The sequence below is a fragment of the Bacteroides sp. AF39-11AC genome (genome assembly GCF_003474285.1).
In the GTDB taxonomy this organism is placed as follows: domain Bacteria; phylum Bacteroidota; class Bacteroidia; order Bacteroidales; family Bacteroidaceae; genus Bacteroides.
This window is the reverse complement of sequence record NZ_QROH01000003.1, coordinates 360,820-382,811: the sequence shown is the minus strand read 5'-3', so window position 1 is coordinate 382,811 and position 21,992 is coordinate 360,820. Positions and strand designations below refer to the sequence as shown.

Here is a 21,992-nt window from a genome sequence, read left to right as displayed (position 1 = left end):
TCTCTTATTCTATCACTAAACTATCCTCGTCTGTTGGCCTATATACGCTATTTTGAGCTAATAGTTCAAGCATTTGGAACGATCTTTCAAACCTTTCAGCCTCAAATTCCCTAATTTTGCCATAGTTATTAATCTGTTAACAATACTATGGAATGAAGATGCACAAGATTTTATTTATTCTATTTGCCGCCTTTTCAGGCTGGTGTGGGACTATGAACGCTCAAAATGCTGATTTGAAGAAATGCATGAAAGATGCCGATCCGAAAGTTATAGGTACGCGCATTGTCAATAAGTTCCTGGTCACCCCTCATACCCGCTTTGGAAATCCGCGGGCGGAAAAAGCTCCCAATTATGTGACTTATCCTGATGCCTGTACTTGGTTGGGCGCCTTATGGTTCAGCAAAGCCGTGAAGAATAAAGATATGCAGCAACGGCTGAAGGAGCGCTTTGAACCCTTGTTTACTACAGAAAAGAATATGCTTCCCCGCATGGTGCACGTAGACTATAACGTGGTGGGTGCTGTCCCCCTCGAAATCTATATGCAGAAGTTGGGCGACCGGAAATACTTCGATCTCGGAATGAAATATGCCGATGCCCAATGGGAAGTTCCTGCCGATGCCAAGCCGGAGGAGAAAGCTTATGCCGAGCAGGGCTATTCTTGGCAAACGCGCGTATGGATTGATGACATGTTTATGATAACCACCATACAGTCGCAAGCCTATCTGGTTACGGGTGAGCGGAAGTATATAGACCGTGCCGCTGCTGAAATGGCGATGTATCTGGAGAAGATACAACGCCCGAACGGTCTTTTCTATCACGCCCCTGCAGCTCCTTTCTTCTGGGCGCGTGGCAATGGTTGGATGGCTGCCGGAATGTCCCGTCTGCTTTCCGTACTTCCGAAGGATAATCCGAACCGTCCGGTTATTATGGAAGCCTATAAAAAGATGATGGCTACCTTACTCGAAAATCAGGACCCCGACGGAATGTGGCACCAGTTGATCGATGAACCCGCTTCGTACAAAGAGACTTCCGGTACGGCAATGTTTACCTATGCCATGCTGGTGGGGGTGAAACACGGTTGGCTCGATAAGAAAACCTATGCTCCCGCCGCCACAAAAGGATGGTTGGCGTTGGTTTCTTATATCAATGATGAAGACGAGATAACAAACGTATGTGAGGGAACCAATATCAAGAATGACAAGAACCATTACATGAACCGCAAGCAAATCACCGGTGACCTGCACGCTCATGCTCCATTGCTATGGTGCGCTACGGAGTTGTTGACGAAATAAGCCTATTACATCTTTTTTTTGACCTATGAGAAAACATATTCTTTTGCTGATAACCTTGTTGGCAACCTTGGAAGTAACCGCGCAGAATAATGAGAACTTCTATTTTTCAAACCTGAACCTGAAAGATGGTTTATCTCAGATATCTGTGCTTAAAATATTCCAGGATACCAAAGGTTTCATCTGGTTTGGTACGCGCAACGGATTGAATCGTTATGATGGAAGCGAATTCGTGATCTATAAACATGATCCGAAAGACTCTCTGACCTTGAGTGATAATCATGTATGGAGTTTGGCCGAAGATAACGACCGCAATTTGTGGATTGGTACGGCACGCGGATTAAACAGGCTCGACCTGAAAACCAACCGTATCAAGCCGTTTGTTGACGAACGATACGGCGCTTTTGCCAAAAGTGAAGTACGCTGCCTGACGGTAGACTCCCGTAATCGCCTTTGGATAGGAACTACCAAGGGGCTATACCTGTATGTACCTGCAATGGATGTATTTCAGCGTATAGACCTGAACGGGAAGATCAAAGATGAATTTATCTCTGTAGTCTACGAAACGAAGCAGCATCAGATTTTGATAGGCACTTCTACGAAAGGCCTGTTTGTCTGCGATATGAACATGAAAGTGCAACGGCAACTTACTACCCGAACGCCGGGGCTACATCTGCTTGGCAATAGCATCTCTACTATCTATGAAGATTCAAACGGGACGTTATGGGTGGGAAGCGGACTGAGCGGATTGTATCGCATAAACTTTGAGAAAGAGGAAATGGTGACCTACCATAAAGGCAATAGTATTCTAACGAGCAATAGTGTCAGAGCTATATCGGAGTTACGTGGGATGTTGCTTATCGGCACCTTCGACGGGCTGTATACCATCGATCTTTCTACTAATTCTTTCTGGAAACATACGGATGCTTCCCTTGAAAAGGGGAATCTGAGTCACTTTTCCATTTATTCGTTGTTTGTAGACAGGAGTCAGACGGTATGGGTGGGGACGTATGCCGGCGGAGTGAGTTTCTCCAGCCGCTTTAACAACCGCTTTGATTTCCATGATCCTGCTACGGTGTTTGATGCATTGTTTGGTATATACGGTTGTATGGTTTCTACTCCCGGCGGTTGTTTATATATGGCAACGGAGGGTAGAGGATTACTCGATTATAATCTGGAAAACAGGCAGTATGCGTATTATCCGATAGACAAAGCTTCAAAGTTGCAGTACAGCCAGAATATTATAAAAGGGCTTCTGTTGGAAGATGATATACTTTGGTGCGGAACGAATAAGGGATCAATCTATCAATTTAATACCCGTACTAAGAAATATACGTTCTATTATCAGTTGCCGGGGGAAATGTCTATTTACTCCATGTTTCGTGATAAGGATAATAGTCTGTGGATTATAACTTCCGATTCGCGTATGGGAGTGATGCGTTTGTCGGATAAAAAGGAACTTCAGAAACGCTTCCCTGTAAATGGTGGAAAGGACAGTTGCCTGTTTGCCAGTTCGCGCTGTATACTGAAGTTGCGTGATGGGGTAATGCTGATTGGTAGTCGTAATGATGGTCTGATAAAGTACGATGTAAATAGGGAAGAGGTGGTTTACTATGATACGGATGAGAAAGAGCCTCATCGATTGCTTAATAATTACGTGACGGGTATTGTGCGTGATAGTTCCGGTCGTATCTGGATTGGTACGTTCGGTGGCGGTATCGCTTTGTACGAAGAAGAAAAAGGAATCGTAAAGACCGTAACGAAGGAACAGGGATTGATAGAGAATGATATTTGCTCCATTGTGGAGGATAGCGACAATAATTTATGGATCAGTGCGAGCAATGGCATCTCGAAATACAATCTGAAAACAGAGGAGTTTACCAATTACAATTCTCTGAATGGAATCGGAGTCTATGAGTTTACTCCCCATAGCGGTTTATTACTGCCCAATGGAGAAATCTGCTTTAGCGGTAACAACGGCTTTGTGACCTTTAGCCCGCAGGAGTTGCAATTAAACTCTTTTGTACCGCCATTGGTATTCACGAAATTGGTAGTGAATAACCAGGTGATTGAGCCGGAAGACGAAACCGGAATATTGGATACCGTGCTGGACGGTATGGAAGAAATAGAGCTGAGTTATAATCAGAATAATATCTCTATCGGTTACTGCGCACTGAACTTTGTTTTTGCCCGGCAGAATCAGTATGCCACTTTCCTGAAAGGCTACGATAAAGACTGGAATTATATTGGCAATCGCCGGGAAGCCTACTATACGAACTTAAGCCCGGGAACCTATGTGTTTGAAGTGAAAGCCTCTAATAATGATGGAGTCTGGAGCCAACAGACGCGTAAGATACGTATTATTGTGCATCCGCCCCTGTGGAAAACCTGGTATGCTTATCTGTTTTATGCCATTGCTTTTGTCTTTATAATGACACTCATCATGTATTATATATCGAAGAAACAAAAGCTGGAGCGTGAATTGCAATTCAAGCAGAAGGAGAAACTGCAACTGGAAGAGTTCCATCAGGCGAAGATACGTATGTTTACCAATTTTTCCCATGAACTCCGCACTCCGCTTACACTGATTATTGCGCCTTTACAGGATCTGGTGTCTATGCCGGAATTCTCTTCCAGCGTGAAGAATAAGTTGAGTCTGATATTCAGTAATGCCCAGCGCCTGTTGCTGCTTGTAAATCAGTTGATGGATCTGCGCAAGAACCAGGAGGGTAAATTGAAGTTGCATATTGCCAAAACGGACATGAATCTGTTCCTGCAAGAAATCTACTATGCCTTCAACCATCTTGCAGCAAAGAAATTCATCGAATTTACTTTTGAGAAGAGTGAGGAGAGAATGTCGGCATGGTTTGATAAGTCTATCGTGGAAAAGGTGGTCTTTAACCTCTTGTCCAATGCGATGAAGTTTACTCCGAATAATGGTAAAGTTGTGTTTTCATTGTCCCGGTGTACCTTTGCCGAACTTCCATCGGAGCAGCAGGCGGAATTGAATAAGATGCCTGCCGATACTAAGTTTGCCTGTCTCTCGGTTACCGATTCCGGGAAGGGTATTACGGAGGAAGATATGAAGAATATATTTGCACCTTTTTATCAGGGTGAAGATGACAATAAAGAGAATGTGGGTACGGGTATCGGTCTGAGTCTGACACGCTCAATCGTGCTTCTGCATAAAGGCACTATTTCCGTCTCCCATAATCAGCCTACGGGCACGATCTTCAAGGTTTATATTCCAATCAGTAACTCTGCCTACAGCAAGGATCAGTTGGTGGAAGATGATGAAAAGCAGGTAGTGGAGGACGTTATCCCATCGGCCAAGGAAATGCATTTTGAGATAGAGAAGAAGTGGACTGTACTTTTGGCGGAAGATAATGATGAAGTAAGAGCTTACGTCAAAGAATGTCTGGATCCTTATTTCTATGTGCTGGATGTAAACAATGGTAAGGATGCGTTGGAACTGAGTCTGGAGAAATATCCGGATTTGATACTGAGTGATATCATGATGCCGCAGATGGACGGATTGGAACTGTGCTCGCGTGTGAAGCAGGATTTACAGCTTGGGCATATTCCGGTAGTACTGATGACGGCCAAGTCCATGGTGGTTCATATCAAGGAAGGCTTTTCGGTTGGTGCCGATGACTATATCGTGAAACCTTTCAGTATGGATGTGCTGATTTGCCGTATCAACAGTTTGCTGGAATCCCGTGAGAAACTGAAGAAACTATATGGAAAGAAGTTCTCTCCGGAAGCGATGGGAATCGAGATTGTTTCGGGGGATGATCGGTTCACGCAGAGTTTCTTTGAGATTATAGAAAAAAATATCTCTAATCCGGAGCTTGGAGTGGACTTGTTGAGCCAGGAGTTAGGTCTAAGCCGTGCCAATCTGTACCGGAAACTGAAAGCGGTAACGGAGCTTTCTCCAACAGAGCTGATACGCAATAAACGTTTGGAGATAGCTGCCAAACTCTTGTTGGAATCCAGTTATACGGTTTCTGAAATATCGGTTTACACAGGCTTCAATAGTCATGCTTATTTCACCAACTGCTTCAAGTCATTTTATGGATATTCACCTTCAGAGTGGGTACAAAGGCATAATGATAAGGGAGAAATTCCCAAATAGCTCCTGTTTTACATATTGTTTGGAATAGAATTTCAAATGAATAAGACAATATTGAAAGTTGCGCTAAGATAAATCGCTTATCTTAGCGCAATCTTTTTATAGACTGATTAAGTTATGAAAAACATTCTAATTGCATTTGTCTTATTCTTCTCTTTATCTATGAAAGCGCAACTGCCGGGTGATGATCCGAAGTTGTGGTCGGAGGGCATTGCGCAAACTGTGATGACTCGTTATCCATCGGCTTTGATGATTCCCTTCAAACCCTGGTGTTATCCGCAGGGGTACTTTCTGATAGGGCTCGATAAGCTATGGCAAGCTACGAGAAAAAGGAAATACTATGATTATATCATGAATTGGGCAAATGAAGTGGTTCGTCCGGATGGTAGCTTGGTGTATTTTCGGGGGCGTAGCATGGATGATATGATGGCAGGTTCAGTTATTGTCTGGGCATACCGCCAGACTGGTGATGAGAAGTTTAAGAAAGCGGCTGATTATATAAGGAAAAGCTATGATGATTATTCGCGCACGTCCGACGGAGTGTTTTGGCATGGACGCGGCACAGTAGGGCAGATATGGGTGGACGGCGTATTTATGGGGCAAATGTTCCTGACAAAATATGGCCGCTACATAGGTGATTCTAAATATTGCTTTGATGAAGCGGCTAAGCAGTTGATCGGCATGCACCGCCATCTTAAAAAAGGGAATACAGGCCTGCTGTATCATGGCTGGGATGAAGATAAAGATGCCCGTTGGGCTGATCCGCAGACTGGTATGGCGCCAGAAGTATGGAGCGAAGGCTTGGGCTGGTATGCATTGATATTAGTGGAAACTCTGGAGTTGTTTCCAAAGAATCATCCTCAATATGGAGAATTACTTTCCATAACCCGTGAACTCATGGCCGGTCTGAAACAAACGCAGGATTCGGAAAATGGTTTGTGGTATCAGGTTGTGGATAAAGGGGGAGAACCGGGAAACTGGCATGAAACATCCGGTAGCGGTATGTTTGTTTATGCCATTCAGCGTGCCGTCGAATTGGGAGTTATTCCGGCTAAAGACTATGCCGGCTGTGTACAAAGAGGATATCGGGGATTGCTATCCAAAGCACGTGTCAGTTCTGATGACGGTCTGATAGACCTGTGGGATGCCAACAACGGATTGGGTATTCAGAAAGATTATAAAACTTATGTAACCCGTCCGAGAAAGAAAAACGGACAGGAGGTAATTTCTTCCTTTCTTTGGGCTACGGGGATTGTGGAAAAGGGTATGAAAGAAGCTCCCTATGTGAAACCGGACCCCTGCAAAAACTTTGTGTGTACAGACTATTCACAAGGAAAAGTCTTCATCTTTGAAGACGGAAAGAAGGTATGGGAGCATGATGCACCGCTTTCTAATGATATATGGGTGTTAGATAATGGCAATCTGCTGTTTACTACCGGACACGGAGTACTTGAAGTAAACCGTGCGAAAGATACGGTTTTTCATTATACATCTCCAAGCCATATTTTTGCTTGCCAACGGCTTGCTAATGGCAATACGTTTATAGGCGAATGTAACTCCGGACGTTTGCTTGAGGTTACTTCTGACGGGAAGGTTGTTAAGGAACTGTGCATTCTGCCTACGGGGGTGACGGATGGGAAGAAATCGTTCATCAGGAATGCACGCAGACTGGATAATGGTCATTATTTGGTGGCTCATTATGGTGGGAAGAAGGTGGTGGAATATGATGAGAATGGAACAATTTGTTGGGAAGTGCCCGTCTCGGGAGGTGCACACTCTGTAATTCGTCTGCCGAATGGTAATACATTGGTAGCGGTGGCTGATGCTGACAAGAATCCCCGTATCGTAGAGTTTAATCCTGAAAAGCAAATTGTTTGGGAACTATCCAATAAAGATATTCCGGGTGCTCCCCTTAGGTTTATGAGCGGAATGCAATATATTCCTGAGATAGGATTGATACTGACTAACTGGACAGGGCACGGAGATAGGGAATCATTGCCGCACATGCTTTGGGTAGACAGGAACAAGAATATCGTGGATGTCTTTGCCCCATGTGAGGGAATTGAAACCTTTTCCTCAGTTTTTATTCCGTTGGCAGGAGAGAATATTTATCATTAAATCAATATCAACATTAGTAAGAATAACTATTATGAAATTTAAAACAGGATTAGTATCATTATTGGTCGTATGTGGAGCATGCAGCCAAGCGACAAAAGAAACGGATGTCGTAAAAGATAGTTTTGATTTTGCCGGACAGCAGTTGAAGTATGCATTTACGCAAATAGATTCTGTTAAAGCAAGTATGCCGGAGGAACAACTGAAGAGGAAGCCGGTTTCTCCGCGCACGATAGAAGATAACGGTGCCTTGCGCCTGGTAGCATCAAGAGACTGGACCAGTGGTTTCTTTCCCGGTGAATTGTGGTATATGTATGAGTATACACAAGATGATTTCTGGAAGCAGCAGGCACAGGCATTTACTGCTAATATAGAGGACCAGAAAACGAATGGCGGAACGCATGACATGGGATTCAAAATGTACTGTAGTTTTGGTAATGGTTATCGTCTGACCAATGACGCAAACTACAAAGATATCCTGTTGGAATCTGCAGCCACATTGATTACCCGCTATAAGCCGACGATTGGTTGTATCCGTTCCTGGGATCACAGTCGCGACAAGTGGCAATGTCCGGTTATTATCGATAATATGATGAACCTTGAATTGCTGTACTGGGCATTTAAGGAAACCGGCGACTCTGTGTATTATAACATTGCAAATACACATGCACGCACTACAATGAAGAATCATTTCCGCGATAATTATAGCTCTTATCATGTGATAGATTATGATACAATTACCGGAGACGTGCTTCATAAGCATACGCACCAGGGATATAATCACGAATCTGCTTGGTCAAGAGGCCAGGCATGGGGTTTGTATGGCTATACCATGTGTTATCGTGAAACGAAACTTCCGGAATTCTTGTCGCAAGCTGAGAACATAGCCAATTACATCTTTACCAATCCTACCATGCCGGAAGATATGGTTGCATATTGGGACTTTGATGCTCCGGGTATTCCGAACGAACCGAGGGATGCTTCTGCTGCCGCAGTGATGGCTTGTGCCATGTACGAATTGTCTATGTACAATCCGGAGAAAGCAACATTATACAAGAAATGGGCGGATACGATTGTTGAGAGTTTAAGCAAGAACTATCGTGCGCAATTGGATGGTGACCGTGGTTTCTTACTCCTGCACAGCACGGGTGCACATAATTTTGAAAGAGACGTTCCTTTGGTTTATGCAGACTATTACTTCCTGGAAGCTTTGCTCAAGAAAGCTAAATTAGAGAAAGAAGGTACGGCTATTCTGTAAATATGGAGAATCAATAGGTATGAGACGTATAATTGCATTGTTAGTGATGATTTGCTTTGTTGCAGGTACCTTTGCGAAGATACCTGTGATGGGCAATAAGATCCGGTTAACGGATAACTGGGAGTTTCTCCGTCAGGATGTGGGCAATATCTGGGAACTGGTACGCCCTGTAAAGAAAGGTCAGCCGGAAGAGCAACCTATATGGACAAAAGTTACGTTGCCCCACTGCTTTAATGCGGAGGATGCTGTTGATCCGGATTTGAATTACTATCAGGGGCCGGGGTGGTATAAAACACGCCTGAAGTTGAATAATCCGTATCCTGATGGACGGATTGTATTGGAATTCGAAGGAGCGGGACAGAAGACGGATGTATATGTTTATATGACCAAAGTGGGTAGTCATGTCGGTGGATATGATAGTTGGAATGTAGATATAACAGATGCCGTGCGAGCTTTTCTGGCAAGCAAAGATGCTGAACGTTTTGGAGGTGAAATTCCATTGAGTATTCGTTGTGATAATACCCGGGATGCTGAAATGATTCCTTCGGATTTATCGGACTTCAATTTGTATGGCGGTATTTACCGTTATCTGAATCTGGTGTATCTTCCGGAAGTTTCCGTGGCTTCTCTTCGGATAGAACCGGCATTGGATGCTAAATTGAAAAAGGGGACGTTAAAGGTATCCGGTACATTTTATAATCCCGCAGATGTGCGTGAAGCACTGGTGGAAGTTATAGTGAAGAATGCTAAAGGTGAAGTGGTATCTACCCGTACGCTGGATAAAATAACTCCGTTGGGAGATTTGGATATGCTGAATATTCAGATTGATAAGCCACAACTTTGGGATGTAGATCGTCCGGTATTATATACTTGTGAGGTTACTGTAACTGCCAATGGACAGAAAATGACAGCGAGTGAACGTTTCGGTTTCCGTTCTTTTGAGTTTATAGATAAGGGCCCTTTCATGCTGAATGGAAAGCGTCTCTTGTTGCGGGGAACACACCGGCACGAGGATCATGCAGGAGTAGCTGCTGCCATGACCGAGGAACAGATGATACAGGAAATGAAAATGATGAAGGAAATGGGTGTGAACTTCATCCGTCTGGGACATTATCAGCAATCTGAAATCATTTTGAATCTTTGTGATGAACAGGGTATTCTGGTTTGGGAAGAAATTCCCTGGTGCCGTGGTGGTGTGGGTAATGAAACTTATCGTGGACAAGCGAAACGTATGTTGACGAATATGATAACCCAGCACTATAACCACCCTTCTGTGATAATCTGGGGATTAGGTAATGAGAATGACTGGCCGAATGACTTTCCTGAATTTGAACAACGCGAGATACGGAGCCTGATGAGTGAGTTGAATACATTGGCACATCATCTTGATGCCGAACGCAAGACAGCAATTCGCCGTTGTGCATTCTGTAGCGATATTGTAGATGTATATTCTCCTTCTATCTGGGCCGGTTGGTATCGTGGGGTTTATACAGATTATCAGCAGATGTCCAAAGAAGAAATGGAGAAGGTGAAACACTTTCTGCATGTAGAGTGGGGGGGGGATAGCCATGCCGGACGTCATGCGGAGGCTACTGCTCCTATACGAAAAGAAGGTGAAAGTGATGGCGATGCAGCTCTGAATGGTTCGGCTCTGGTATTGAAGAAAGGAGACTGGTCGGAAAGTTATATCGTTAAGCTGATAGATTGGCATTTGAAGGAACAGGAGAATATGCCTTGGCTGACCGGTGCTGCTTATTGGCCGTTTAAGGACTTTTCTACACCGGTGCGTCCGGATAATCCGGTGCCATATATGAATCAGAAAGGAGTGGTGGAACGTGACTTTACGAAAAAGGAAAGTTATTATGTATTCCAATCCTATTGGACAGAAAAGCCTATGGTTCATATCTATGGGCATGGATGGCCTGTGAGATGGGGAGATGTCGATGAAGAAAAAGAAGTCTTGGTTTACTCTAACTGTCCATCGGTGGAACTGTTTGTGAACGGACAAAGCCAGGGGATACGCAAGCGTAATAGTCAGGATTTTCCCGCAGCGGGTTTGCGCTGGAATGTGAAGCTTGCTAAGGGGCAGAACACATTGCGTGCTGTGGCTGCTGGAAAAGAAGCTCTTGCTGATGAATTGAGCTTTGAATATCAGACCGAGAAATGGGGGAAAGAACATGCATTCCGGGTAACTTCTACTCCTAAAGAAGATGGAATTGTTGAAGTTGAAGCCCAGTTGGTAGATAGTAATGGCATCAGGTGTCTTGATTCCAGAGTTTTTGTTTCTTTCGATATTGCCGGTGACGGAGAACTGATACAGAATCAGGGTACGGCAACCGGTTCCCGCAAAGTACAGGCACGTAACGGGCGGGCACAAATACGGGTTCGTACGCAAGGCGGTACTTCCTGTATAGCTGTAAAAGCTGATAAAGTCCAAACATCATTTATAACGGTGCAGTAAGATTATGAAAAAGGTAGGTATGTTATTTTTAGGGATCTGTTCTTTTCTGGCTATTTCGTGTACATCGGATAAAGACGGTAAAGATTTTGTAAAGTGCGTTTTAAAGCAGGGTATACTGGAACGTGCCGCAATGAATATAAAGGAGGAGCCGGTAACGGTTACCGCCTTTATAGCGGAACGCAGTGCAGGGGATATACATGATTTTTATTCGGAGGGTGATTATTGGTGGCCGGATACTTTGAACCCTGACGGACCTTATGTGCGTCGGGATGGCGAGACCAATCCGGATAATTTTGTAGCTCATCGTCATGCTATGATACGTTTTAGTTCAATTGTAGGCAATTTGACATCTGCTTATTTATTGACTCAGGATAAGGAATATGTAGATGCGATATTGGCACATGTGCGTGCTTGGTTTGTGAATGAGTCTACGAAAATGAATCCTAACTTGCAGTATGCACAGGCTATTAAAGGAATTGCTACAGGACGTGGTATTGGTATTATTGATACGGTACATCTTATGGAAGTAGCTCAATCTTTATGGCAGTTAGAAAAGCTTGGAGTATTGTCTAAGGATGATATAAAGTCTACTAAACAGTGGTTTGCTGATTATTTGAAATGGATGTTCACACATCAGTATGGCATAGACGAGATGAATGCTAAGAATAATCATGGAACTTGCTGGGTGATGCAGGCTGCTGTATTTGCCCGTTATGCCGGTGATAAGGATATGATGGATTTTTGTAAGCAGCGTTATAAAGAAGTACTTTTACCTAAGCAGATGGCAGAAGACGGCAGTTTTCCGTTGGAGACAGCACGTACGAAACCTTATGGTTATTCTTTATTTAATCTGGATGCCATGGCAACAATATGCCAAACGCTTTCGGATAAGAATGATAATTTATGGACTTATACGGCAGAGGGAGGTAAGAATATGGAAAAAGGCATTAATTTTATCTATCCTTATGTTGTTGATAAAGAAAGTTGGATTTATGCGAAGGATGTAATGTATTGGGATGAATGGCCGGTAGCACATCCTTTCTTGATATTCGGTGCTTTACAGACTCATAATAAAAACTGGCAGTCAACGTGGGAGAAGTTAGAACATTTTCCTGTAACCGACGAAGTGGTACGTAATCTGCCTGTACGTAATCCGTTGATTTGGATTTAATTATTAATAATGGTGCTATGATAATAACGCGGAAAATAATAATAGGAGCTTGTGTCGTATGTGCAGTAGGTACAAATATTCCTTCTATGGCTCAAAACAGAGTAGTTACTCAACATGCAACCGGTACGGTAGTAGAGGGAGGGGTAACTATGCTGGTTACTCAGGAGACTACCACCCGCTATCGGCGAACACTTCTCAGGGAGTGCCGGAAGCTAAATTGGGATATACACCCGGAGTAACTCCTGAATATTTAGCTATACCTCTGTCGGAAACAGTGATGACGAGATATCCAGATTATCGGATGGCTTACTGGAAAGACTATACCTATGTGCAGGGATACATGTTTGAGGCTATGGACCGTTTGGGACAATTGACAGGCGATAGCAGGTATCTGGAATATATAAAGAAATATATAGATCATTTCGTTGATGAAGCGGGTAATTACAAAGGAGGCGGATTAACGAATCTCGATAATTTCATGACAGGTTCGGCCTTTTGTACATTATATGGGCGTACGGGTGATGAGAAATACAAGAAAGCTGCCTTGCAAATATTGAAAGCTGTGGATCAGTATCCCAGTTCCGATGGACAGTTTTGGCACGGAAACCGGAGTCCTAATATGTGGATAGATGGTGTTTTTATGATGCAGATGTTCCTTATACGTTGTGCACAGTATGTGGGGGAAGCCGATTATTGCTATGATGTGGCATGTAGGAATATTATTGCTGCTGCCCGTCATTTGCAACGCCCGGATGGACTTATCCTTCATGCATGGACTACAGAGCCTGAAAAGGCTGTGTGGGCGGATAAAACTACCGGACTGTCACCGGAGGTATGGAGTGAAGGCATGGGGTGGTACACTTTGGTGGTACCTGAACTATTGGCTTTACTACCAACAACACATCCGAATTATCAGCAGGTCCTTGGTATTTATCTGAAAATGTGTAAGGGGCTGAAAGAAGTGCAGGATAAGAAGACTGGCGGTTGGTTTATGGTTGTAGATAAAGGAGATAATCCTTTAAATTTTGTAGATCCATCCGGAACTGCTATGTTTGTGTACTCTATTCAGCGTGGTGTAGAGTTAGGGCTCTTAAAAGCAAAGGAATATACTCCGGTTGCATATAGGGGATATCAAAGTCTCTTTCCTTTTATACAGGTGAATGACAGAGGCTTACTGGATGTGATAGGAGCATGTGATGGAGTTGTGATTAAGAAGAATTTTGTAGAATATGTTACTGTTCCCAAAATATTGAATGCCAAAGAGGCTGTTGCCGGTATATTGTGGGCGGCTGTTATAATGGAAACAGAACAACTGAAAAAATAAACAGGAATGAGAATTTTGCGTAATCTGATTATAATTAGTGTATTACTTGTATCTGTTACTGTACAGGCAAGTGGTGTGGATGAGTTGGTGCGTATCAAGCAAAATTATGCCCGAATGTTGGTTCCTTCCGGTAAAGATCCGTTTGGCTTATTGTCCATCCTTTCGTCTATTCAACCGGAAACAGAGATTTCGGATCAGGTTGTGGTAGAGTTGCATCAGCGATATCCTTTTGATTTAAAGAAAGTAGAAACTTATCTGTCTTCTTTCACGGAAGCCGGAACATGGCCGGATATTAATTACGATGACAAAAAGCGTTCCGGCTGGGAGCCTAAAATTCATGCGGAACGTATTCTGGAACTGGTAAAGCTCTATAGCTCCGATCAGACTTCCTACTATCATTCTTCGGAGGTGGAAGCGGTTATTCATAAAGCTTTGAATTATTGGTTTACTGCTAAACCGGTATGTTTGAATTGGTGGTATAATCAAATAGGTGTTCCTAAAACACTGGGTACGGCTTTTATCTTGTTTGAGAAGCAGTTGACCCCTGTGGAGAAACAGAGTGCTATAACTGTAATGGAGAATGCTAAGTTTGGGATGACCGGACAGAATAAGGTATGGCTTGCTGGAAATGTGATGATGCGTGCATTATTACAGAATGATTATGAGTTGGTAAAGATGGCGCGTGATACCATTGCATCTGAAATAGTCACGGGTGGGGCAGAAGGTATAAAAGACGATTGGTGCTTTCATCAGCATGGTGCTCAGCAGCAGTTTGGTAATTATGGGCTTTCGTTCGTATCCGGAATGAGTTTCTTTTCTGGGTTATTTTCAGGGACGTCGTTAGCATTTGATGATAAACAGTTGAGTATTCTGAGTACGCTGATTGATAAGGGATATCGTTGGGTTATCTGGAAAGGAATGATGGATGTGAATGCTTTGGGACGTCAACTGTTTCATCATGCTCCCGTACATAAAGCACTGAGTCTTGCATTTGCAGCCTCGGAGTTAGGTGGAGGTGAATCAGATGAGTGCATGGCTGTGGCAACAGCTCTGCTTCGTGATAATTATCCTGCACCTGCGGTGAATGTGTTTACAGGACATAGGCATTTCTGGCAGTCGGATTATACAATTCATCGCCGTCCTTCCTGGATGGCGTCTATAAAAATGGCTTCTGACCGTATTATCGGTACGGAAATGATGAATGGTGATAATATGAAGGGGTATTATATGGCAGATGGGGCTACTTATATTTATAAAGATGGTAAGGAGTATATGGATATTTTTCCTCTTTGGGACTGGCGGAAGTTACCGGGAGTAACAGCTTTTGAAGATAATGCACCTATGCCCTTGATTAAAAGTTATCAGCCTCGTAATAAAGGAACTTTTGTAGGAGCTGTTTCGGATGAAAAACAAGGTATGACTGTTATGGAGTTAGATCGTGCCGGAGTGAAGGCTCATAAGGCATGGGTCTGTACGGATGACTTTATTCTTTGTTTGGGAGCTGGTATACAAGCAGATAGTAATCTTGTTGTTACCACTTCTATAGAGCAATGCCATAAAAATGGGGAACTGCTTTCTTGGGAAAATGCACGATGGAATGTTGTGAATACAAAGCAATCTGCTAAGGGAAAGGAACAACGCTATTTTCATAATAATACAGGATATATTGTATGGGGCAATACCCATGAAGTTGTAGCTGAAACAGCAGAACGTACGGGGTCATGGTATGATGTGATGCAAATGTATCACCCGGAAGAAACGCATGGAGAGGTGACTGCCATCTATTTGACGCATGGTGTTGCACCTAAACAAGGCACATATCAATATTTGATATTACCCGGAATGGACAAGGAAAATGTGGCTGTTTTTAATTTATCAGATATACGGATACTCCGTAATGATGCTACTGTTCAGGCTGTCTATAGTGAAGGAAATACTACTTGTTGGGTGGCCGCTTACCAGCCGGTACAATTAACTGTAAGTACGGATTTGATACTGAATATTCAAACTCCCGGAATCTATATGATACAGAAAAATGAATCCGGTCGGTACATAATAAACTATGCTGATCCGACTCAACAGAGAAATGTTGCAGAACTTGAGTTGAATCATAAAAAGGTGCGTTTTTCTCTTCCCGAAGGAAAAGAGAAGGGGAAAACAACTTTCATAGTGGGTTAATTCGTTAAAAAACGCATTTTGAACCATTTCTCCAAACGATTGAAATAATATTGCAAGCCTTGTTGGTAAGATACGTCTATTTTTGTTTTTATATAAATGATTATAGACTATGAATACACACAAGGCTTTTATTTTGGGCGTAGCATTGCTGAGCACTATTGGGGTGAAAGCTCAGTTTGCCATTGATAACTATAAAGCTGTCTTTACTTCATCCCCACAGCATGTTCCCACTACCAAAACTCCGGATGCTCCTTTAGCCGGTAATGGAGATATCGGTATCACAATGGGAGGTACTCCTGATAAACTTTGTTTTTATATTGGTAAAAATGATTTTTGGAGGGCTTATCCTGTTTATCCGGGAGGAATTGCGCTTCCGGGTGGACTGGATATTGAGATAAAAGAACTGCAAGGAGCTACTTACTATGCGGAACAATTGCCCGGATCTGCTGAAATCAGAACAAGATTCACAACTCCTCATTGTCAGTTGGATTTGTCTGCATGGGTTGCTGCAACGGATAATAAGATTATTATAGAGTTGCAATCGGACAAAGCCGTTATTGCCCATTTGCGTTTATGGGCTGCGGAAGGTAATACTTCGACTACTGCGGGAGGTAAAGATAAAGTAATGTGGGTAAGTCGTTCATTTGAAAATACGGAATTGCTGCGTTGGCCTACTCATGTGGCATTGGCTTTAAACTCAGATTCTGATGAGTTCTCCTTGATTCCCGGTAAGAAAGTACAATTGGTTATATCTGTTTATACGAATCATGATACACCGGATTGGAAAAACAAAGCTATTACAGAAGCAGAGAAAATAACGGAAGTGGGTGTTGAGCAATTACGGAAAGAACATCATTCCTGGTGGAATCATTTTTGGAAACAGTCTCATATTAATATAGGTGATAGTTATTTTGAAAAGTATTACTATCAGTCGCAATATTTGTTTGCTTGTTCTTCCCGTGAGGGTAAGTTTGCGCCAGGTATCTGGGGACCATTTGTTACGCGTGACGAAGCGGCATGGGGAGGTGATTATCATCTGAATTATAATTATCAGGCACCTTACTGGGCGTCATTTTCTTCCAATCATATTAGTCTGACGGATAATTTTGATCAGCCTCTATTAGATTATATGGAGGCTGGACGGAAGCATGCGCAGGAATTGCTGAATTGCAAAGGTATCTATTATCCGGTAGGTATTGGTCCTAAAGGCTTGTGTACGGCAATGTGGCCGTTAACTCCTGAAGAAATGCAGGAAAAGTATTCGACCCGTGAAAATACAATTGACGGTGGTTATAAGTTTCTGGGACAGAAAATCAATGCAGTGTTTAGTGTTGGAAATATGTTGATGCGATATTACAGTACGTATGATGAGGCGTATGCCCGTAAAGTATATCCGTATCTTCTGGCCTGTGCGGATTTTTGGGAAGATTATCTCTCTTTAGAGAACGGACGTTATGTAATCCGTATGGATCATTTTAATGAAATAATGCCCAATAAACGCAATGGGGGGATCTGGCGCAATCGATTGGGTGATTTTAATTCTACTCTTTCGTTGGGGTTGGTTCGTATGCTGTTCCAAGGGATGATGGATATGAGTGATTTCTTAGGCACTGATCAGATACGGCACCCCCGCTGGCAGGATATCTTGGAGAAATTGAGTGAATATCCATTGGGTATTACAGAAGATGGGCGTCAAAGTTTGAAGAATATGGAAAAAGGCCCTCAAGATAGAGAGATACAACCCTCAGGATTGAATAGAGTTTCTATTCATGGCTTGATTCTTCCTGCTGGTGTTGCGGGCCCCATGACAGATGCTACATTCAATGCTATTTTGTTGGAAGATGTGGCGCATTGGTCGGAGAAGCAGCGTGACCCGAATGATTGGGGAAATACATCTAATAATGGAATTGAAACCTGTTATCCCGGAGCAGTACGTGTTGGGTATTCTTCAGATCAGGTTTTATCTTATCTGAAGAAGCGGATTGAAATGGACGTGTATCCCAACTCTTGGATTGTGCAGGGTGGGGGAGGCATTGAAACTTTTGCCGCTGTTCCTCTGACTATTAATGAGATGCTGTTGCAAAGTTATGAAGGCATTATCCGTGTCTTTCCCAATTGGAATTATAAAAAAGATGCCTCATTTGAAAATCTGAGGGCTTATGGTGCTTTTTGGGTTACTTCTACTTTGAAGGAAGGACAAATTCAGAGAGTAACTCTGGTTAGTGAGAAAGGGCGTATGTGTAAGATAGAGAACCCATGGAAAGGATATCCTGTGCAAGTTATCCGGGAAAATGGAAAATCAGACATACTTTATGGAGAATATTTGCAAATACCGACTGTGGCAGGTGAGAAGATTGAACTGAATTTATATACAAACTAATAATTGAGAATAGAATGGATCATGTGAAGAAACTTGTAGGAGGTGTACTGGCTATAGCACTTTGTGTAAGTGTGTCCGCTCAGACAAAATTACCTCCGGGCTGGCAATCCAGTTATGTGAAGATTACTCCGAAGGGGGAGTTAACTTATTATCCCGATAAACAAGGAAATACGATACCGGATTTTAGCCGGGTCGGTTATCATCATGGTGATAAATCAATCCCTGATTATCCGGTAACAAAAACTGTATATCCTGTGGAAAAAGGAGATAGTCGCCAGAGAATTCAGGATGCAATAGATGAAGTGTCTCGTATGCAACCGGATAAAGACGGACATCGTGGAACAGTTCTGCTGAAGCGGGGAGTATATCATGTTTATGGAACTATTCATATAAATGCAGGTGGAGTTATTTTGACCGGAGAAGGAGATAATGTGAATGAAACCCGTTTACTGGCTATCGGTAAGCAGCGTTTTTCATTGATAGAAGTATCTGGTAATGGAAGAATAGAGGAAGTACCCGGAACAAGAGTGAAGATTATGGATGCTTTTGTACCGGTAGGAACACACTCTTTTCAGGTATCTTCTGCTGCTAGTTTTAAAGTTGGTGATCGTATCATTGTTTATCGTCCGGGAACGGATAACTGGATACATGATATTAAGATGGATCAAATCGTTGAGCGTCAGGGAACCCGCCAATGGACTGCACAGGAGTATAATCTTTCTTTTGAACGTGAAATTGTAAAAATAGAAGGTAATCGTATTTATATTGATAACCCGGTAGTAATGCAGATGGAAGAGAAATATGGCGGTGGTGAAGTCTTTAAATATACTTTTGACGGTCGTATCAGTGAGGTAGGAGTGACTAATATGTGTTTGGAGTCGGAGTTTGAACATTATGAAGATAATCAGCATGGTTGGGTTGGAGTTCAGTTTGATAAAGTGGAAAACTGTTGGGCACGTAATCTGACTTGTCGCTATTTTGGCTATTCAGCAGTAAGTTGTGAACGTAATGCGAAGAATGTAACAGTAACGGATTGCCGTTGTTTGGAAACAAAATCTCTGATAACCGGTGGATTACGATATTCTTTTAATAATTGGGGACAGCAAAATCTGTTTATGAACTGTCAAAGCACAGAGGGGCGTCACGACTATGTGACGGGTGCCCGCGTATGTGGCCCCAATGTATTTTATAATTGTACGGCTTCGCAAACTTATGCAGATATAGGTCCTCATCATCGTTGGGCAGTCGGGACTCTTTATGATAATGTGATAACCGATGGAGAAATCAATGTGCAGGATCGTGGTAAGATGGGAAGTGGACATGGCTGGGCCGGAGTAACTCAGGTGCTTTGGAACTGTCGTGTGAAACGTGCTGCTGTACAGAGCCCTTGGACATCAGGATATAATTATAGTTTTGGTATGAAGGGTGAAAAATATCCGGGAGTTTTTATCGATCGTCCGGATGGTGTTTGGGAAGGACAGAATGAAAAGAATGTCTTTCCCCGTTCACTTTATATAGCACAACTGATGGCTCGTCATAAGAATATGGACTTGCGAATACTGACTAAATAAGCTGGAATTAGCTTGTAATTTGGTATTGTAAAATTGTGATTCTTTGTAATGTATTGATTTGTAGATTGTTATTCTATATTCTGTTTACAGACTATAACACTTTGAGATATAATTGATAGTATTTGATACAATCTTTAAATCTTGTTTGAGGAAATTGTTGTTTGTTTGCGGTATGGAAAACAATGATGTTTAACTTTAAAATGATGTATTGATATTATGTAAAAACAAAAGTGTATTATTAACAAATGTATTAGGTATAACCTCTTAGCTAATTTAGGTCTAATTTTAATCAATCTATTAAAAATGAAGAACATTTTATTCTTTCCGTTATGTCAGCATGCAATTAAACAATTATGCAGCTATATAGTGATAACGGTTTTAGCAATTGTTCCTTCGCCATTACAGGCGAACGCCTTTTTTTTAGGAGGCATTCATGAGACAGAAGTACTCAACGAGATTACTCAACAAACAGTAAAAGTAACAGGACGCGTGGTAGATAGTACTGGTGAACCATTATCTGGTGCTGCAATTCCTAATACAATTTTCGCCCAAGGGATTTCAGTTCCAGATACTCTATCTAAATACATATTGACTCCCAAAGTATCTGATACTCCCCGAATCAATGGTGCGAAAATTTTTGGAGTTCGTCCTGGTTCTGATTTTCTCTATACGATTCCAGCCACTGGTATCCGTCCCATGAGTTTCTCAGTAAAAAACTTGCCAAAAGGATTACAAGTTGATACAAAAACAGGACGAATAATCGGAAAAATCAAAAAAACAGGTGAATATATAGTAACCCTTATTGCTAAAAACTCTTTAGGGGAAGCGAAACGCGATTTCAAGATTGTAGTAGGAGATAAATTGGCTCTAACTCCTCCAATGGGATGGAATAGTTGGAACTGTTGGGGAAACGCAGTCAGTCAGGAAAAAGTACTCAGTTCCGCTAAAGCAATGGTAGAAAAAGGATTAATTAACCATGGCTGGCAATATATTAATATTGATGATGGCTGGCAAGGTCTTCGAGGAGGAAAACATAGAGCTGTGATGACTAATAGTAAGTTTCCCGACATGAAAGGTCTTGCAGATGAGATTCACTCTATGGGGCTGAAAATTGGCATATACTCTGGTCCATGGGTTGGAACCTATGCGGGGCATCTCGGTTCCTATAGTGATAATGTTGATGGTACTTATGACTGGGTAGAAAAATATGCCAATGAGCATTACCGTTATGTCGACCCCAGCAAAAAGACAAAACACGGGATCAACTATCATCATGGCAAATATTCTTTCGTGAAAAATGATGTTCAGCAATGGATCGACTGGGGAATGGATTATCTCAAATATGACTGGAATCCCAATGATGTATACCATGTTAAGGAAATGATGGATGCTTTACGTTCACACAAACGTGATGTTATCTATAGCCTTTCCAATAGTGCTCCTTGGGGAGATGCTACTCAATGGGAAAAGATGGCTAACTGCTGGCGTACCACTGGTGATATAAAAGATACTTGGGAAAGTATGAGCCGTTTAGGATTTAATCAAACCAAATGGGCAGCCTATACAGGTCCTGGACATTGGCCTGATCCAGACATGTTGGTAGTAGGTATGGTCGGTTGGGGACCCCGTTTGCATTATACCAAGCTGACGGCAGATGAACAATATACGCATATTAGTTTATGGGCATTGCTTTCTGCTCCTTTATTGATAGGTTGCGACATGGCTCAATTGGATGATTTTACAATCAGCTTACTCACAAATGATGAAGTTATTGAAGTAAATCAAGATCCATTAGGTAAACAGGGAACTGTGGTTGTAGAAAAAGGTACTATTGTGATTTACGCAAAACCGATGGAAGATGGTTCTATGGCTGTAGGATTGTTCAATCGCGGTGAAACATATGAAGAGGCAACGATTACCTGGAAACATTTAGGTATGAGAGGTGAACAGAAAGTTCGTGATTTGTGGCGTCAACAAGACATTACTACTTCTGATAAAGAATTTACAACTAATATAGCGCCACATGGAGTGCGTTTAATCAAGATATATCCTGGAAATAGCCGTTTACAAGCAACGTCGGGTAAATAAGAATGTTTATAAGCTACAAATAAAA

Annotated in this window: 10 protein-coding genes and 1 pseudogene; all 11 read left to right on the top strand. The window is 42.4% G+C overall.

The genetic code is table 11. The features are described from left to right. The first annotated feature begins 152 nt into the window (after positions 1 to 152). The 11 genes and pseudogenes from DW036_RS07155 to DW036_RS07105 all read left to right on the top strand — a co-directional run bounded on the left by DW036_RS07155 (position 153) and on the right by DW036_RS07105 (position 21,967). Positions 153 to 1,292: a glycoside hydrolase family 105 protein gene (locus tag DW036_RS07155; protein ID WP_118462456.1), complete on the top strand. Its 1,140-nt coding sequence runs from the start codon at positions 153 to 155 to the stop codon at positions 1,290 to 1,292. Between the two features lie 25 nt (positions 1,293 to 1,317). After that, the gene (locus DW036_RS07150) at positions 1,318 to 5,424 is read left to right on the top strand and encodes a two-component regulator propeller domain-containing protein (RefSeq protein WP_118462454.1); all 4,107 of its coding nucleotides are present in this window, start codon (positions 1,318 to 1,320) and stop codon (positions 5,422 to 5,424) included. Between the two features lie 114 nt (positions 5,425 to 5,538). Next, a complete protein-coding gene (locus DW036_RS07145; RefSeq protein ID WP_118462452.1) occupies positions 5,539 to 7,539 on the top strand; it encodes a glycoside hydrolase family 88 protein in 2,001 nt (666 codons plus the stop codon). 31 nt (positions 7,540 to 7,570) lie between these two features. Beyond that, on the top strand, positions 7,571 to 8,794 hold the full coding sequence (locus DW036_RS07140; protein ID WP_118462450.1) for a glycoside hydrolase family 88 protein: 1,224 nt from the start codon (positions 7,571 to 7,573) through the stop codon (positions 8,792 to 8,794). Positions 8,795 to 8,813: 19 nt separating this feature from the next. Continuing rightward, entirely contained in the window at positions 8,814 to 11,255 is a 2,442-nt protein-coding gene (locus DW036_RS07135; RefSeq protein WP_118462448.1) for a glycoside hydrolase family 2 TIM barrel-domain containing protein, read from the top strand. Positions 11,256 to 11,259: 4 nt separating this feature from the next. After that, a complete protein-coding gene (locus DW036_RS07130; protein ID WP_118462446.1) occupies positions 11,260 to 12,426 on the top strand; it encodes an alginate lyase family protein in 1,167 nt (388 codons plus the stop codon). A gap of 86 nt (positions 12,427 to 12,512) precedes the next feature. After that, positions 12,513 to 13,750, top strand: a pseudogene (locus DW036_RS07125) (glycoside hydrolase family 105 protein). 6 nt (positions 13,751 to 13,756) lie between these two features. Then, the gene (locus DW036_RS07120) at positions 13,757 to 15,928 is read left to right on the top strand and encodes a polysaccharide lyase 8 family protein (RefSeq protein ID WP_118462444.1); all 2,172 of its coding nucleotides are present in this window, start codon (positions 13,757 to 13,759) and stop codon (positions 15,926 to 15,928) included. Between the two features lie 109 nt (positions 15,929 to 16,037). After that, positions 16,038 to 18,308 (top strand): trehalose hydrolase, encoded by a 2,271-nt coding sequence (locus DW036_RS07115; RefSeq protein ID WP_118462442.1) that lies wholly within the window; start codon positions 16,038 to 16,040, stop codon positions 18,306 to 18,308. Positions 18,309 to 18,322: 14 nt separating this feature from the next. After that, positions 18,323 to 19,879 (top strand): hypothetical protein, encoded by a 1,557-nt coding sequence (locus DW036_RS07110; RefSeq protein WP_118462440.1) that lies wholly within the window; start codon positions 18,323 to 18,325, stop codon positions 19,877 to 19,879. Positions 19,880 to 20,182: 303 nt separating this feature from the next. Beyond that, positions 20,183 to 21,967: a putative Ig domain-containing protein gene (locus tag DW036_RS07105; protein WP_233560337.1), complete on the top strand. Its 1,785-nt coding sequence runs from the start codon at positions 20,183 to 20,185 to the stop codon at positions 21,965 to 21,967. Positions 21,968 to 21,992: the final 25 nt, after the last annotated feature.